This window comes from Pseudoalteromonas arctica (genome assembly GCF_012927645.1).
Taxonomy (GTDB): domain Bacteria; phylum Pseudomonadota; class Gammaproteobacteria; order Enterobacterales; family Alteromonadaceae; genus Pseudoalteromonas; species Pseudoalteromonas arctica_A.
On the sequence record NZ_JABBMT010000004.1, the window covers coordinates 89128 to 104989 of the forward strand.

Genomic DNA, 15862 nt, shown 5'->3' on the forward strand with positions numbered 1-15862 from the left:
TAAATAATTCAATTGCTTAGGAAAAATAATGCGCTCATTAATTGCAATCCCGTTGTTACTTATAAGCTGTGAAGGGTTAAGTCAGCAACAAAACCCCAACATTGAACGCATTACCACCACAGCGTCTCGGGTTGACGTTAGCGCCGATCCGCTACTTTTAGTAATAAGCAGTATCACTAAAGTGCAGTTGGATTTAATTGCGCCGACCCATATCGAGCAAGTTTTAAAACAAGTAGCAGGTGCCAATGTACAACATGGTAACGGCCAAGAATATTTGCCCGCACTGCGCTCCCCTGTACTTTCTGGGGCTGGCGCATGCGGTGGGATCTTAACGGCTGAAGATGGTATTCCACTGCGTGCGGCAGGCTTTTGTAATATCAACGAGCTATTTGAAGCCCACACTGAAATGGCCGAGCGCGTTGAAGTTTTAAAAGGCCCAGGCTCTGCGCTTTATGGCTCAAATGCAGTACATGGCGTGATTAATGTGATCACCCCAGACACCACCTATGATAAGCACTTACTCGGCCTTGATTTAGGGTCGTACGGCTATAGTCGATTTAAATTGCGCAGCGGGAAAGACTTAGACGATCAAGGCATTGGAATTAATGCCAGCGTGACGCGTGATACGGGTTATCGTGATGATGAAAGCGTCGACCAAGAAAAACTCAACCTGCGTCATCGCTATACAAGTGATGATCTATCCGTCACTACAGGATTGAGCTACACCCACTTAGCTCAAAAAACTGCCGGATTTATTGAAGGCTTTGAAAGCTATAAAGACGATGAAATAGCCCAGCAAAACTTTGACCCTAATGCATTTAGAAAAGCCCGTTCATTTCGGCTTTGGTCAAAAGCGCAGTGGCAAACCGCACAAGATACACTCACCATTACCCCTTATGTTCGCAACCAGAGCATGACCTTTTTTAAGCACTTTTTACCAGGCACACCGCTTGAAGAAAACAGCCAAAACGGCGTTGGTATTCAATCACTTTGGCAACATGCGTATTCAAATGAATTAACTATTAATTTAGGGCTAGACAGCGAATACACCCGCGCAGATTTTTTGCAATATCAAGATGAGTCAACTCAGGGTTCAGCATTTTTAGTCGCTACAGTACCACAAGGTAAGCATTACGATTACGATGTAACCAGCACACTACTCGCACCTTTTATTAGCCTTGATTGGCAATGGCAGCAACTCGCTATCAGTTTAGGCGCTCGCTTTGAGCAACTCAATTACGACTACAACAATAATATGTTGGCGGGACGTACAGACGAGAATGGCAATGAATGTGGCTTTGGCGGTTGTCGTTATTCACGCCCGCCAAGTGGCGAAAATAAATTTACCAACACCTCGCCAAAACTTGGTCTGAGTTATCAGTTAAGTGCTGATAATTACTTATATGCAAACCTTTCGCGCGGTTACCGTGCGCCCCAAGCAGCCGAATTGTATCAGTTGCAACGCGATCAGCAAGTGGCAGTTCTTGGTTCTGAAACCGCCGATAATCTAGAGTTCGGCTTTAAAGGCCAGCTCCAGCAACTGCACTATGTTTTCTCGGCTTACGCGATGAACAAAGAAAACGTGATTTTTCGCGACAGCGACTTTTTTACCATTAATGATGGCCAAACTCATCATCGTGGCATTGAGCTGGAGCTTGATTATCAACTTACTCAGTCGATTCAACTTGCCCTAGCAGCAAGCCATGCGGTGCACACATACGACTACGACCAAGTTTTATCTGGAGTGAACATTAACGGTAACGATATAGATACGGCGCCGCGTAATATCGCCAATCTACAAGCTAACTGGCAAGTTACCAACAACACCCTCGTTGCTTTAGAATGGCATCATGTTAGTGATTATTTTACCGACCCTGAAAACCTACACAGCTACGACGGCCATGATTTGATTAACTTACGTGGCGCTTGGCAAATCACTGAGCAACTAAAGTTAACAGCACGAGTTAATAATCTATTTGATGCCGCTTATGCTGAACGCGCCGATTACACCAGCTTCACCGGCGACCGTTATTTTCCTGGGCGACCACGTAATGTAATGTTCTCAGCAAGTTACGCTTGGTAGCTACCTAGCTTTGAGTTCGCCATTATAGCGAACATAAATCGATTACATTTTACTGTAATAGCTGTTTATACTGCTCAGTTAAGTGCACCTTGAGTTCTGGGTGCGCTACTAATAATTCAACGAGCTGTGCTTTAGCGGCTGTTGTATCACCCTCAGCGATGAGTGTGTCTATAAGTTTAAATTTATTTGCCACATTCTCGGTGATAATTTCAAGCTCTACTAACAACGCACTTTTTGCTGTCATGCTTTGTGCTTCAAATTGCCTTCCTGCCATTTTTTCACTACGTTGACGCTGCTGGGATTGTCTTAATTGCATTGTTTGAGTTTGAGTTTGAGCTTGCGCTTCGCTTGGCATTATTTCAAACGTAGCGTCTTGTTCATCATTTAAAATTTTCAGCTCGTTCAGCTCTGACGTTTGATGATACTGTGCGCTATTTTGCACATATAAAACTGCCACTAATACCAGTGATGCAGCTGTCGATAATTGCCCATACCAGGTTTGATAAAATCGCTTAGGTTTAGTGATTGGAGTTACTTTATTAGCTGTAACGTCATCTGCTGCACGTTTTAGTATTTGCTCATCAAGTTGTGAACTTGGCTGCTCCGTTGCACCCCGTTTATAAAGTGAAGCAATATCATGATTGGTGAATTTATCACTCATCGTTAGTCTCCAGTTTATACTTAATACATTGCTTTAACTTGGCTACGGCATAGCGAATGCGGCTTTTGATATTTTCAGTTGTTTCAACCACTAATTCGGCAATTTCTTTGAGGGTCAAATCAGCTTCGTGTTTAAGTAAAAACGCTTCTTTTTGCTCGCGGGGTAATTGCGCTAAACATGCTTTTAACTGCGTTGCTTGTTGCTCCAGCTCAAATTTTTTAGAATCTGATTGATTGTTATGATCAGCAACCTCGGCAATTTCAATGTCTTGATTATCGCTCTCTAGCCATTTGTTTTGCGTAGCAGTTCGGCGGTAATGATCAATCAATTCATTATGGGCAATACGATACAACCAGGTCGTAAATTTGGCGCTCACTTGATATTTCGAGCGTGCTTTTATGAGCTTGTTCCATACTTCTTGATAAAGCTCTTCAGCCACTTGCGGGCTTGCGCACTGGCGTAAAAAATAACGATATAAGCTATTTTTATGGCGCAGGTACAGCTGTGAAAAAGCCTGTACATCGCCTTGGCCGTAACTCAACATTAATTGCTCATCAGCTAGTTCTGTCATAACGTCCTTTACTTGTACCCAAACCTCCTCAAGATGCGTGTTTCAGTTGGGTATACTACAATGCCGCAGCATTATTAACGAGTTGCACAAACTCACTACGATAGCCAAATGTGTCTATGCCTTTGTTAGCGGTTGCCAATTTAGCACAATCTTCATACTGCCAGTCTCCGGTATATTTTGCACCTTTTAATAATTGAGCAAACCCAGCGACCGCCGCGGCAAATTTAAAGTCTTGGCTGGCTTGCGATAAAGGCAGCTCACCTTTAGGTGTTGCAACAACTTGAGTGAACAACTGGCTTTGCTCAGCGTCAGGCTGTTTATAACGCACTTTTACAAAGGCGAGTTCATTGCTGGTAGCCAGTTTTTTGTCTTCTTTAGATTGGTAACGCAGCTCATCGATTTGTTTATGTTCGGAATTCGCTAAGGTTATTTCATACAGTGCCGTCACTGTATGCCCTGCCCCTAACTCTGCGGCATCGACCTTATCGTTATTAAAATCTTCATTAGCGAGTACGCGATTTTGATAACCAATTAAACGATATTCAGCGACCTGCTGTGGATTGAATTCCACCTGAATTTTGACATCTTTGGCAATAATTTGCATGGTGCTGCTTAGCTCATCAACCAGTACTTTGCGTGCTTCGTTTATGTTATCTATGTAAGCATGCTGGCCGTTACCTATATTTGCCAGTTGCTCCATTAGGCCATCATTATAATAACCTTGGCCAAAACCAAGCGTGGTCAAAGCAACGCCCGTTTTACGTTTTGCTGCCACCAACTCTTTGAGTTTATCAACCGATTGCACGCCTACATTAAAGTCGCCGTCGGTGGCTAAAATCACCCGATTAATGCCACCTTTTTTAAAGTTTTGTTGTGCTATTTGATACGCAAGCTCAATACCTTGCTCGCCATTTGTTGAACCGCCCGCAGCCAGTTTATCTAACGCAGCACTGATAACGTGTTGATAATTGCCTTTCGTTGCTGGCAATACCACGCCTGCGGCACCAGCGTACACAACAATAGCAACAGAGTCATTTTCATCTAATTGCTTAGTTAACATGGTTAAACTGGTTTTTAACAAGGGCAACTTGTTTGGCACATTCATCGAGCCAGATACATCCAGTAAAAACACTAAATTCGCCGCCTTTAAATCAGCTTTTTCGACCTCAAAACCTTTAATGCCAATTTTAAGTAATTGACGATCCTCATTCCAAGGCGCTGTTGCCAACTCAGTATGCACCTTAAAGGGTGAACTAATATTTTCGGGCGCACTGTAGCCATAATCAAAATAGTTAATAAAGGCTTCTTCGCGCACAGCATCACTTGGTGGTAGCTGCCCCATATTCAACATTCTACGGGTATTGCTGTAACTACCGGTATCAACATCAATTGAAAAAGTTGATACCGGCTCTGTGATTGTTTGCTTAACAGGATTTTGCTGGGATTTTAAATAGTTTTCGCGATCTTGCTTTGACTCAAATACCACCTTATCAACTGGAGCTGGCGGCATTGGCTGCAATACTGGTCGCTGCCTAGCAACACTTTCATGCATCACCCCTTGCGGCATTGCTGCATAACTTATAGCATTTTGCCTCTGCCTTTTTTGCACTTGTAGCTCTAATTGCTGTTCATCGTTTTGTTTGTTTTGCGCCGCGTTGTTTACTTGGCTTTGTTGATCATCAACATCACGTGGCGCACTTTGCTCACAGCCAGTTAAGCCGGCTATCACCGCAAGGCTCAACACAGCTAAACGTAAATTAATTTGTTGGATATTACTAATCTTGTTATTCATAAAATCACCTTATCGTCTATCAAATGAAGATCTCTAAGGCTATAAACGGATGACTTTAAAAAGTGGGGTTAATTATTTTTCTATTCATCCTATTTAATATCTACGTTACGAGTGCTGAGTTATAATTGCGATCCCTCTTTATTATTGATGATTTTAGTTTTGAACTCGATTCCCATTAAAAGAACTGCTTTTTCTTCTGCTATTTTAATTTTAGGCATTATCTTTATTGCCGCTAACTTACGCGCGCCGGTTACAGGGCTTGCTCCTGTGCTTGAGCAAATAATTTTAAGCTTTGCTTTAACTCCTTCTCAAGCCGGTATGCTCACTACTTTGCCATTAATTGCCTTTGCCTTAGCCAGCCCAATGGCGGCAAGTCTTGCTAAAAAACAAGGCTTGGAAATATCACTGTTTATTGCCCTTATTCTGATTGGATTGGGCTTGGCTTCGCGGCTAATTGACTCTATGCCAATGCTTTACTTAGGTACAGCAGTCATTGGCATCGGTATCGCAATTGGTAACGTGCTGTTACCGAGTTTAATTAAACGCGACTTCCCACATAAAGTGGCAGTGATGACCTCTACTTACGTACTAGCAATGGGAATTTTTGGAGGCAGTTATGCCGCGCTTATTATTCCGCTGGCTGAGTATAAAAGTATGGGTTGGCAATTAGCCCTTGCGTGTTATGGCTTACTTACCCTAGTGAGTATTATTGTTTGGCTACCGCAGTTAAAACTTCATACTAAGCCAACAAAAGATCTACTCGCAAGTGTTAACAGCAACAAAGTATGGCACGAAGCACTTGCGTGGCAGATCACCTTACTGCTAGGGTTAAACTCATTTTTTACCTATATTATGATTAGTTGGTTGCCGAGTATTTTGATTGAAGGTGGCCATACAGCGCAGCATGCGGGTGCGCTACAAGGTGCCTTTCAAGTAGCGTCTGCAGTACCTGGTATTATCTTAATACCACTGTTGGCAAAGCTTAAAGATCAACGTATTTTAACCTGCTTGTTAGCACTAACAGCCGCAACATGCTCACTTGGGCTACTTTATTTACCTGCATTTGCCTCACTGTGGGCGGTCACCTTAGGGTTTTGCTCAGGCGCCTGCTTTATTTTAGGTTTGTCGTTTATTAGCTTGCGTACTCATGACACCCAACAAGCCACCTCGCTGTCGGGCATGGCGCAGTGTTTAGGTTACTTACTTGCTGCCTCTGGGCCGATTATCGCGGGAGCATTACATAGTTACTCTGGTAATTGGACAACCACCTTGTGGTTATGCGCTTTTGCTAGCGCATTGTGCGCCGTATTTGGTTATTTAGGTGGCCGCAATATCACCATGACAAATAACAGCAATACCTAATCTGCACACCTATATCAATGCACTGCTTAAACGCAGTACATTGATATCTTTATAGCACTGGGGGGGAATCACGAACAGAGTAAAGCAGTTACACCCTGTTGTGCTGATGACTCGCAAGTTCCCTGTCTTTTGTTATCGTTATACCGCTAAGTATTACAAAATATACATCATGAAATAGGTGTTTCAGGCACAGTATCAAAGCCAGTTATAGTGTTCAGCTCTGTTAACCAAGATGGGCTTGAACGACACCAAATTTGCGCTTTAGGTATAAGTTGCTCGCGCTGCTCAACCGCACCAATTCGTAATGCATAAATTTTATCTCCCTCACCTACTGATGTTGCATATAACGATGTACCACAATTACCGCAAAACCCTTGTGCCCGCTTATTACCACTTTCAGCTGTTTTTATATATTCTTTCGGTGCAACTGCTGTAAACGTAATCGCGTTAAGGTGCGACATAACCACAGTGCGAAATGGTGCACTGGCTATAATTTGGCAATCAGTACAATGACAATTTATTACTTTATTTTCATCAACGTCAGCGGTGTAAGTTACTTCACCACAATGACAACGTCCGGTAATTTGCATAATAATTCCTACATTAAGTTTTAGCCGTAAAGTGGCCAGCACTTTACACCAAATAACGTGGTATATTCAACACTCTTTTGCCATTAGGTTTATACCCAATACGTTAGAAGATAATCAATCAGTAATTTCCACTCGCCATGGTGGGTTTAAGCGATTTTCACCTGCCCAATAAAGCTTAATTTGATTTCCTGATGGGTCTATCAGCTTAGCTTCACGCCATAAGTAACACTGTTCAATAATCTCTGTATCAAATTCAATACCTTTAGCTTTTAATGATTCAATCCACTGGTTTAAGTTATCACTTTCAAAGTATATAACAGCACCGTTTATAAATTGTTTATCAGTGAGTAACAATGAAAATGTGGCTTTATTTGCACATTCAAAACGCGAGTAATGATCCGTTTTTACAATTTGTGCAAAACCCATAGCCAAATAAAATTGATTGGCTTTTTCGATGTCAGTGACAGGTAAAGTGATTTGATTAAGGTTCATAGTCGTTACCTAAAAAATATTGAGTTAGATAACGACTTTAAAACCTAAACTTAACTAGAGGTCAATTAGTAATTTGTACCTTGATATTAAGAAGCTTGATAACGATTTGCTTGTTTGATGCTAGCAAAGTCATTAAAACGAACACCGTGTTTTTTCATTACCTCAAGCACTTTCTTGCTGATCATTTGGCGTAAATAAAATGGCTGATTCGGCACAAAATGGTGAATTGTATGGGTATGGCCAAAGTTAAAACAAAACAAGTTAAACGGTGCAAATAAACGGCTGGTTATTACATGCGTTTGCTCCAGCATGTTATTAACGCCGCCGTAGTAATGCATTGATGACGTCACAAAGTTAAGCGAGCTAGAGCGCACAATATTAGGCACAATCAACACCACCATTAAAAACTCAAACACCGCCATAATGTCCAACAACAACGCCGGCGAATTAGCCGCAAGTGGGATAAATAAATTAACTAAATGGAACACAATTACGCTGTATAAAATAGCAAAGTACGCAGTGGTAATCGGAAACCCTGCGTTAAATACCTTAAAAAAGCTAAACCCTTTGATTTCTTTACTAAAGCGTTTAGCGTTAATCAACAAACCGAGTAAGCTATCAACAATTACCAACGCCCTTAACAATGGCTTTTTAATACCATTACCCACTAAGCGCTCTTCTAAGTCTTGCTCAGTACCCGACACTTTATGATGGTGTAAATGCATTTTACGACGATACCATGGGCTAATTGTATTAGGCCGCATCAGCCACACTGTTAACATCATAAAGTTATGTAGAAAAGGTTGGTTACTAAAGTACTGTTTATGAATAAGGTCGTGTTCAAGCTCGTGGGAAATTGATGCTGCAATTGCAGCTAAAATAATACATAGCCACGCTGGGATAATAGCAAAGTAATAAAGCGCACCAACCCCAATTAACGCACCGAGTGATAATAATAAAATAGCCATCCCGATAGTATTTTGATGGGCTAATAACGGATACTTTTGACGAAGCTTAGTTTCTTCAGCTTTAATCGCCTTAACAATGGCTTGAATGTTTTCCTTAGCACTTAACGTGGTCATAAATAGCAACTAATAATCAAAGTTACGCAGATGATACCCGAATAAATAAAAAGCTGCTATAGCGAGCAACGAGCAAACAAAATAATGCTGACTTTTGTGATTAAGCCTCTAGTCACGAAAGCCAGCACTTTGATTGATTAATTCACTGCTGAAAGTTTGAAGTCAGAACTTGTCTTCTGATTTAGCAAGATACTAATCAACGCTAATATCGTAAAGACTAAGCTTGATAAGAATAGATTTTCTACACCGAACTGAGAGATAAACCACCCAGCTACTATCGAGCCAATGGTGATCCCAAGGTTTGAAAAAGAGATGTAAAGACTATTTGCAAATACTTTCGCATCACCTGCATTATCCATAACCCATGTTTGGCTCACAACCAAGCCAGCAGAGTGTACAGCCCCCCAAAACGCGACCATTGCTATCATGAAGGAGAACGAGAAACCCATGAAGTATACAACAAGATAGATAAGGCCAAGTGTAATAGGGTAAAGCATCACGGTCTTTTTCATGTTTTTGCCAAGTAATTTGCCAAAGATGAAGTTACCAAAGATACCAAACACACCGAACACCATCAGCATTGCACTAATCCACGTGCCGTTCATATTCGTTACAGTACTTAAATACTGAGTAATAAAGCTGTACGAAGAAAACATCGCTGCAAATACGAATATAACAGTGAATAATGACAACCACATTGATTTGCTACGTAAGATAGTCACCTGAGAGCCAAAAGACATTTTTTCCTCAACAGGAGCGCTTTCCATCAAGAACATCACACTCACTAACGCAATGGCACAAGCGGCTAAACCAAAGTAAAAGGCATAAGCAAGTGAATACTGTTCAGCTAGAAAAGCGCTAATAGGAATACCGAAGACCAAACCAACAGCGACACCACCAAATACTTTTGCTGCGGCGTTGCTTTGCTCTTCTACTGAAACCATAGAAGTGGCTGCTACCAATGCAACTGAAAAGAAAACCGCATGCATCAAGGCTGGCAGAACGCGAAATATCATCATGGTCGTGTAATCTTGCGTCATGGCGTACACCAGATTCGATAGAACGAACAAAGAAAGAATGCCAATTAAGACGTATTTTCTATTCCACCTAGACATCATTAATGTAATAAAAGGCCCACTCACCGCGACGACGACGGCGTAGACACTGACTAACAGGCCTGCTTTTTGTACATCAATATTGAAGTCTTTCATGACTTGTGGAAGGAGACCAATAATACCAAGCTCTGTCGTGATAACGCCAAAGACGGCTAAAGATAGAGCAAAGATAAACAAGCTTTGTTTTTTCATTGTTTCAACTCAAATTATTAATATGCGGTAATTGCGTACCGTCGATATTAGTTGCTGTTAGAGCCCTAAATCCAAATTTTGGAAAAGTGGCACAAAAATGTTGTTTTTTCATCAAATAAAAATGCCGTATCAATGCGATTGAATTCGGCAACGTATCAGAATCCGTATGATCAAAGGGTGGAGATTTTTTCTTACCCGATGACATGTGTTTAGAACCGTGTTGTAGGCAACGTGTTAATGGCGACAATGGGGTTTATTCGTCGTCACATCGAACCTCTAAGTCTTACCGAAATATAGCGGTAGCCTTTTAAATCTAATTATCAACTTGGACAGCATAGTAACGGATAAAATGAATTTAATTAAGTCCACTTAGTTACCAATAGACAGTCCTACAGGGACTTAATGTATTTTTAAGAAGTGTCAGCCGGCAAATTAGGCCTCAAATAAAAATCGTTATAATGAAGCCTCAAAAACATCTGGATGATGACTCGATAAAGCAATGATTTCATCTATGATGACTCTTATTTTAGGTAGGATATAAGGCGTTTTCAGCCAAACAATACTGATGGGTGCTCCTTCGCCATTGAGCTTCTCTAATACAGGGCATAATTGCCCATCATCAAGGTATTGCTTGACTAGCCATACTGGTAGTTGAGCTAAACCTGCACCAGATAAAGCCGATTGCAAAATACCTTCACAATCGGCTATCTCATGACGTGCTGAAATATCAACAGGTTCTGTTGTGCCTTTAGCATTTTTCAGCAGCCAACTATGCCTTTGTCCTATAGGCCAACCGACGATGCAATCGTGTTGGGCGAGATCTTCTTTTTTGGTAATCGTCTCTCGAGTTGCTAAATAAGAGGGGGAGGCACATATCACCCTTTTTTGCTCGCCAATTTTGCGTGCAACAATATCGCCCGAGTTTTCTAAGTGACCAACGCGAATCGCAAGGTCAATCCCGTCACTAACTAAATCAGTAGGACGATCATTAAAGGTGATAGATAAATCTAACTGCTCGAACTTGGACGTTAATTCTAACAACTTGGGTAAAATTGCTCTTCTACCGAGAACTGCAGGTAAATCAATACGCACACGCCCTGATGGCAATAGCTGTTGATTGCTTAAACGCTGTTCTGCTTCATCTAAAATGGTTATCGCTTTAAGGCAGTCTGCTAAATAGGAATCCCCATCATTGGTTAACGCGATACGTCGAGTTGTTCTATGAAGGAGCTTGGTTCCTAACTGTTTTTCTAGTCGAGCAACGCTTTTACTTAAGGCTGAACCTGTCATCCCAAGGGCTTGGGCCGCAAGGGTAAAACTCCCCAGCTGCGCTACGGTCACAAACTGGCGAACTTCCACAAACTGACTTTTCAACATTGATTAATTCCTTATGGGACTTTATGATTATCATTATATGGACTTAATAAGTAAATGTGAATCGATTATTCTGCGTACATCAACGAAATAATTACATCGATTTTTTAACTTAAAGGTAAACATGATGAATAACTTCAATAGATTCAAAGGTAAGGTTGCTTTTATTCAAGGTGGTAGTCGCGGTATTGGTGCTGCTATTGTTGAGAGATTGGCTTTAGAGGGGGCGTCTGTTGCATTTACATTTGTGTCATCCCAGGGGAAAGCAAAAGCGCTTGCGGAGAACTTAACTTCAAAAGGTGGCAAAGTCATTGCTATAAAGGCGGATAGCACTAAGCCAGAAGATATCAGAAATGCAATCAGCGAAACCATCGAGCAACTCGGTCAAATTGATATTGTTGTAAACAACTCAGGCACGCTGGTCTGGGACAGTATTGAAAATTTGACAATGGATAATTGGGACAAGACCATTAATACCAACGTACGAAGTGTGTTTGTGGCTATTCATGAAGCCGCGAAGCACATGAATAATAATGGTAGAATAATTAATATCAGTAGTACAAACGCTCAGCGCATTCCTTTTGCTGGCGGTTCAATATATGGAATGAGCAAGTCTGCATTAACCGGATTGGTCAAAGGTCTTGCTCGCGATCTAGGCGCTAGAGGCATTACCGTCAATAACATTCTACCAGGTCCAGTAGATACTGACTTAAACCCAGACAATGGCGATACATCTGAACCTGTAAAAGCAATCGGTGCACTTGCCCGTTATGGTCAAGTTGAGGAAATTGCTAGCTTGGTAGCATTCGTTGCTAGCTCAGAAGCAGGTTATATCACTGGTGCTGATTTGATGATCGACGGTGGCTTTTCCGCTTAATCAAAATACACGCTCAAGTAACTCACGATTGAGCAACCTAACCTCAAGCAATCATCACATCATGGTGAGCAAAGAGAAATGCGATGATTGGCCTTATCAAAGGCCAATCATTCAACGCCTATTAGTTTTGAACAGTTTTGCACGCTTACTAATGACATCCAGTTGTTACTACATAAACATCCGGTGTTAAAGATTGATACTATACCCATCCAAAACACTCAGCATGGTATCGGGCGTAATCTATGGCATTACTGATGAATCATACCCATAAAAACACCACGATCAAACCGTGCTTGGTATTGCCAAAAATGACCAAGAAAAAAGCCCGCAATTACACGGGCTTAAATATGATTTAGTAGCTGTTAGTCCAGACGTTTCAAGCCTAAAAATTATTCCCACTCAATCGTTGCTGGTGGTTTACCTGAAATATCGTAAACAACACGTGAGATACCGTCGATTTCGTTAATGATGCGGTTTGAAACCAGACCTAAGAACTCATACGGTAAATGTGACCAACGCGCAGTCATAAAGTCGATGGTTTCAACACAACGTAAACTTACAACCCAATCATACTTGCGTGCATCACCCATAACGCCTACTGACTTCACCGGTAAGAATACTGTAAATGCTTGGCTTACTTTATGGTAAAGCTCAGCTTTGTGCAGCTCTTCGATGAAGATAGCGTCAGCACGGCGTAGTAAATCACAGTACTCTTTTTTTATTTCACCAAGCACACGTACACCTAAGCCCGGCCCAGGGAATGGGTGACGATAAAGCATGTCGTAAGGTAAACCTAGCTCTAAACCAATTTTACGTACTTCATCTTTAAATAATTCACGTAGTGGCTCAACTAAGCCCATTTCCATGTCATCAGGTAAGCCACCTACATTATGGTGAGATTTGATCACATGTGCTTTACCCGTTGCAGACGCTGCTGACTCGATAACATCTGGGTAGATAGTACCTTGACCTAACCATTTTGCATTTTTAAGCTTTTTAGATTGCTCATCAAAAACTTTAATAAATGTATGACCAATGGCTTTACGCTTGTCTTCTGGGTCTGACTTACCAGCAAGATCCGCTAAGAATAATTCTTCGGCATCCACTTTGATGATGTTCAGGCCAAACTTGTTGCCAAACATATCCATCACTTGCTGACCTTCGTTTAAACGCAATAAACCGTTATCAACAAATACACACGTTAACCGGTCGCCAATCGCACGGTGAATAAGCATAGCAACCACTGATGAATCAACGCCACCAGATAGACCTAAGATGACTTCGTCATCGCCTACCGTCGCTTTAATACGCTCAATGGCATCATCAATGATTTTTGAGGCTGTCCACAATTTTTCACAACCACAAATATCAATCGCAAAACGTTCAAGTAAACGTTGACCTTGATGAGTGTGGGTTACTTCTGGGTGGAATTGCACGCCGTAAAAACGCTTTTCTTCGTTAGACATTGCCGCATGAGGGCAAGTAGATGTTTTAGCTGTGGTTTTAAAAGTATCAGGAATTTCCATTACTTTATCACCGTGGCTCATCCATACATCTAAAATGCCATTGCCACCATCAGTAATATGATCTTCAATCGCGTCAAATAATGCACAATTGCCTACTTTCTCAACTTGCGCATAACCAAACTCTTTCTTATCAGAGCTGTGAACGCTGCCGCCAAGCTGGGTCGCCATTGTTTGCATACCGTAACAAATACCAAGTACTGGCACGCCAGCATTAAATACGTATTCAGGAGCTCGTGGGCTGTTTTCTAAGGTTGTTGACTCAGGGCCACCCGATAGAATGATACCTTGTGGATTGAACTCACGGATCTGCTCTTCCGTTACGTCCCATGCCCACAGTTCACAGTAAACACCAATTTCTCGCACACGACGGGCGATCAATTGCGTGTATTGCGAACCAAAGTCTAAAATAAGAATTCGTGAATCGTGAATGTCTTTGCTCATTGAGGTCTCGTTAGTCAAGAACTAGCACTCAGAGTATCTGAATGACTAAAAATAAATAAGGGCTAGCAAGTGCTAACCCAGTAATTTCAATAAAGTATATTGATTAACCTAAACGGTAGTTAGGTGCTTCTTTGGTGATTTGCACATCATGAACATGTGATTCCCCCATACCTGCTGAAGTAACACGTACAAACTGAGGTTTAGTGTTTAACTCTTCAATCGTGGCACAACCGGTTAAACCCATTGCGCTGCGCAGGCCGCCAACTTGTTGATGAATGATTGTCGCGATTGGGCCCTTATAAGCCACACGACCTTCAATTCCTTCAGGAACAAGTTTGTCAGCTTGATTTGACTTTTGGAAATAGCGATCTGATGAACCTTCTTTTTGGTTCATCGCACCAAGCGAGCCCATACCACGGTATGACTTGTAGTAACGGCCTTGGTAAAGCTCAACTTCACCAGGTGCTTCTTCAGTACCCGCTAGCATTGAACCAACCATGACACATGATGCACCAGCAACAAGTGCTTTTACGATATCACCTGAGAAACGAATACCACCATCAGCAATCACTGGAATGTCACGACCTTTTAGGCCATCAACAGCATCAGAGATAGCAGTGATTTGTGGTACACCACAACCGGTAACAATACGCGTAGTACAAATTGAACCTGGGCCAATTCCGACTTTAACTGCATCAACACCAGCATCAGCAAGGGCAATCGCACCTTCAGCTGTTGCCACATTACCCGCTACAATTTGTAACTCTGGAAATGCTTGGCGCGTAGCCGCAACACGGTCGATAACACCTTGAGAATGACCATGTGAGGTATCAATTAGTAATACATCAACGCCCGCTTCAACTAATGCAGCAATACGCTCATCAGTACCCGCGCCAACACCAACGGCAGCACCTACACGTAAACGACCTTGTTCATCTTTACATGCATGTGGTTTGTCTTGGGCTTTTTGATAATCTTTTACTGTGATCATGCCTTTTAATTTAAAGGCATCATCAACAACAAGGATTTTTTCGATACGGTGTTCGTGCATTAACCCTAAAATTTCATCACGGGCAGCACCTTCTTTAACAGTAACTAACTTTTCTTTTTTAGTCATCACTGTTGAAACAGGTTGCTCAAGTTTCGTTTCGAAACGCATATCGCGGCTGGTAACAATACCCACAAGGCCGTTTTCAGCATCCGTTACTGGAAAGCCTGAAAAGCCTTTTTCTTCAGCAAGTACAATTGCATCTGCAATGGTTAAATCCGCTGTCACAGTAACAGGGAAAGAAACAATACCCGCTTCATACGTTTTAACTTTACGTACGTTTTTAGCTTGTTCTTCAATAGTCATGTTTTTGTGGATAAAACCCAAACCGCCCTCTTGCGCTAGCGCAATCGCTAAGCGAGCTTCGGTAACAGTATCCATAGATGCTGAAACTAGCGGCAAGTTAAGTTTGATACCACGCGTTAAGCGAGTTGAAATGTTTGCCGTGTGTGGCAAAACAGTAGAATGACCTGGTACTAAAAGTACGTCATCAAAGGTAAGAGCTTCTTTAGCAATTCTAAGCATTTTGGCAACTTCTCACATGTGGATCTTGTATAAGGAATTGCGGCCAAATTTTATCAGCGTTATGGGCATGAGTAAATAAGATTTCACAAATATTTATGATAAAATACCGCCATCATCGTTTTTTAGAGTCG

General features: G+C 41.7%; 13 protein-coding genes. 3 read left to right on the top strand and 10 right to left on the bottom strand.

The window, feature by feature from the left end:
- Nucleotides 1-28: 28 nt before the first annotated feature.
- Nucleotides 29-2083: a TonB-dependent receptor gene (locus HHO47_RS03990; RefSeq protein WP_169019114.1), complete on the top strand. Its 2055-nt coding sequence runs from the start codon at nucleotides 29-31 to the stop codon at nucleotides 2081-2083.
- Between the two features lie 49 nt (nucleotides 2084-2132).
- On the opposite strand, the gene HHO47_RS03995 is transcribed toward HHO47_RS03990, so the two are convergent.
- Genes HHO47_RS03995 through HHO47_RS04005 form a run of 3 tightly spaced genes read right to left on the bottom strand, consistent with a single transcriptional unit; the run spans nucleotide 2133 to nucleotide 5107 of the window.
- Nucleotides 2133-2744, bottom strand: a complete 612-nt coding sequence (locus HHO47_RS03995; protein WP_169019115.1) for a hypothetical protein — start codon at nucleotides 2742-2744, stop codon at nucleotides 2133-2135.
- Nucleotides 2737-3315 (bottom strand): sigma-70 family RNA polymerase sigma factor, encoded by a 579-nt coding sequence (locus HHO47_RS04000; protein WP_169019116.1) that lies wholly within the window; start codon nucleotides 3313-3315, stop codon nucleotides 2737-2739. The genes HHO47_RS03995 and HHO47_RS04000 overlap by 8 nt, the downstream gene beginning before the upstream one ends.
- 55 nt (nucleotides 3316-3370) lie before the next feature.
- Nucleotides 3371-5107 carry a vWA domain-containing protein gene (locus HHO47_RS04005; protein WP_169019117.1) on the bottom strand — a complete coding sequence of 579 codons (1737 nt, stop codon included), beginning with the start codon at nucleotides 5105-5107 and terminating at the stop codon, nucleotides 3371-3373.
- Between the two features lie 147 nt (nucleotides 5108-5254).
- On the opposite strand from HHO47_RS04005, the gene HHO47_RS04010 reads away from it, so the two are divergent.
- Entirely contained in the window at nucleotides 5255-6469 is a 1215-nt protein-coding gene (locus tag HHO47_RS04010; RefSeq protein ID WP_169019205.1) for an MFS transporter, read from the top strand.
- A gap of 167 nt (nucleotides 6470-6636) precedes the next feature.
- On the opposite strand, the gene HHO47_RS04015 is transcribed toward HHO47_RS04010, so the two are convergent.
- The 5 genes from HHO47_RS04015 to HHO47_RS04035 all read right to left on the bottom strand — a co-directional run bounded on the left by HHO47_RS04015 (nucleotide 6637) and on the right by HHO47_RS04035 (nucleotide 11317).
- Nucleotides 6637-7059, bottom strand: coding sequence for a GFA family protein (locus HHO47_RS04015; RefSeq protein ID WP_169019118.1), 423 nt, complete (start codon nucleotides 7057-7059; stop codon nucleotides 6637-6639).
- Between the two features lie 114 nt (nucleotides 7060-7173).
- A complete protein-coding gene (locus HHO47_RS04020) occupies nucleotides 7174-7551 on the bottom strand; it encodes a VOC family protein (protein WP_169019119.1) in 378 nt (125 codons plus the stop codon).
- Nucleotides 7552-7637: 86 nt separating this feature from the next.
- Nucleotides 7638-8633, bottom strand: coding sequence for a fatty acid desaturase (locus HHO47_RS04025; protein WP_169019120.1), 996 nt, complete (start codon nucleotides 8631-8633; stop codon nucleotides 7638-7640).
- Nucleotides 8634-8770: 137 nt separating this feature from the next.
- Nucleotides 8771-9940, bottom strand: coding sequence for an MFS transporter (locus HHO47_RS04030; RefSeq protein ID WP_169019121.1), 1170 nt, complete (start codon nucleotides 9938-9940; stop codon nucleotides 8771-8773).
- A gap of 453 nt (nucleotides 9941-10393) precedes the next feature.
- The gene (locus HHO47_RS04035; protein WP_169019122.1) at nucleotides 10394-11317 is read right to left on the bottom strand and encodes a LysR family transcriptional regulator; all 924 of its coding nucleotides are present in this window, start codon (nucleotides 11315-11317) and stop codon (nucleotides 10394-10396) included.
- A gap of 124 nt (nucleotides 11318-11441) precedes the next feature.
- On the opposite strand from HHO47_RS04035, the gene HHO47_RS04040 reads away from it, so the two are divergent.
- Nucleotides 11442-12191: an SDR family oxidoreductase gene (locus tag HHO47_RS04040; RefSeq protein WP_169019206.1), complete on the top strand. Its 750-nt coding sequence runs from the start codon at nucleotides 11442-11444 to the stop codon at nucleotides 12189-12191.
- Between the two features lie 389 nt (nucleotides 12192-12580).
- On the opposite strand, the gene guaA is transcribed toward HHO47_RS04040, so the two are convergent.
- Together guaA and guaB are read right to left on the bottom strand one after the other, a co-directional pair.
- Nucleotides 12581-14158 carry a glutamine-hydrolyzing GMP synthase gene (gene guaA, locus HHO47_RS04045; protein WP_169019123.1) on the bottom strand — a complete coding sequence of 526 codons (1578 nt, stop codon included), beginning with the start codon at nucleotides 14156-14158 and terminating at the stop codon, nucleotides 12581-12583.
- Between the two features lie 103 nt (nucleotides 14159-14261).
- Complete coding sequence (gene guaB, locus HHO47_RS04050; RefSeq protein WP_169019124.1) at nucleotides 14262-15731, bottom strand: IMP dehydrogenase; 1470 nt, start codon at nucleotides 15729-15731, stop codon at nucleotides 14262-14264.
- Nucleotides 15732-15862 lie beyond the last annotated feature (131 nt).

Coding starts and splice junctions, on each gene's coding strand:
- guaA (WP_169019123.1), bottom strand. CDS start 14,158: ATGAGCAAAGACATTCACGATTCACGAATTCTTATTTTAGACTTTGGT.
- HHO47_RS03995 (WP_169019115.1), bottom strand. CDS start 2,744: ATGAGTGATAAATTCACCAATCATGATATTGCTTCACTTTATAAACGG.
- HHO47_RS04010 (WP_169019205.1), top strand. CDS start 5,255: ATGATTTTAGTTTTGAACTCGATTCCCATTAAAAGAACTGCTTTTTCT.
- HHO47_RS04040 (WP_169019206.1), top strand. CDS start 11,442: ATGAATAACTTCAATAGATTCAAAGGTAAGGTTGCTTTTATTCAAGGT.
- HHO47_RS04030 (WP_169019121.1), bottom strand. CDS start 9,940: ATGAAAAAACAAAGCTTGTTTATCTTTGCTCTATCTTTAGCCGTCTTT.
- HHO47_RS04020 (WP_169019119.1), bottom strand. CDS start 7,551: ATGAACCTTAATCAAATCACTTTACCTGTCACTGACATCGAAAAAGCC.
- guaB (WP_169019124.1), bottom strand. CDS start 15,731: ATGCTTAGAATTGCTAAAGAAGCTCTTACCTTTGATGACGTACTTTTA.
- HHO47_RS03990 (WP_169019114.1), top strand. CDS start 29: ATGCGCTCATTAATTGCAATCCCGTTGTTACTTATAAGCTGTGAAGGG.
- HHO47_RS04025 (WP_169019120.1), bottom strand. CDS start 8,633: ATGACCACGTTAAGTGCTAAGGAAAACATTCAAGCCATTGTTAAGGCG.
- HHO47_RS04005 (WP_169019117.1), bottom strand. CDS start 5,107: ATGAATAACAAGATTAGTAATATCCAACAAATTAATTTACGTTTAGCT.
- HHO47_RS04035 (WP_169019122.1), bottom strand. CDS start 11,317: ATGTTGAAAAGTCAGTTTGTGGAAGTTCGCCAGTTTGTGACCGTAGCG.
- HHO47_RS04000 (WP_169019116.1), bottom strand. CDS start 3,315: ATGACAGAACTAGCTGATGAGCAATTAATGTTGAGTTACGGCCAAGGC.
- HHO47_RS04015 (WP_169019118.1), bottom strand. CDS start 7,059: ATGCAAATTACCGGACGTTGTCATTGTGGTGAAGTAACTTACACCGCT.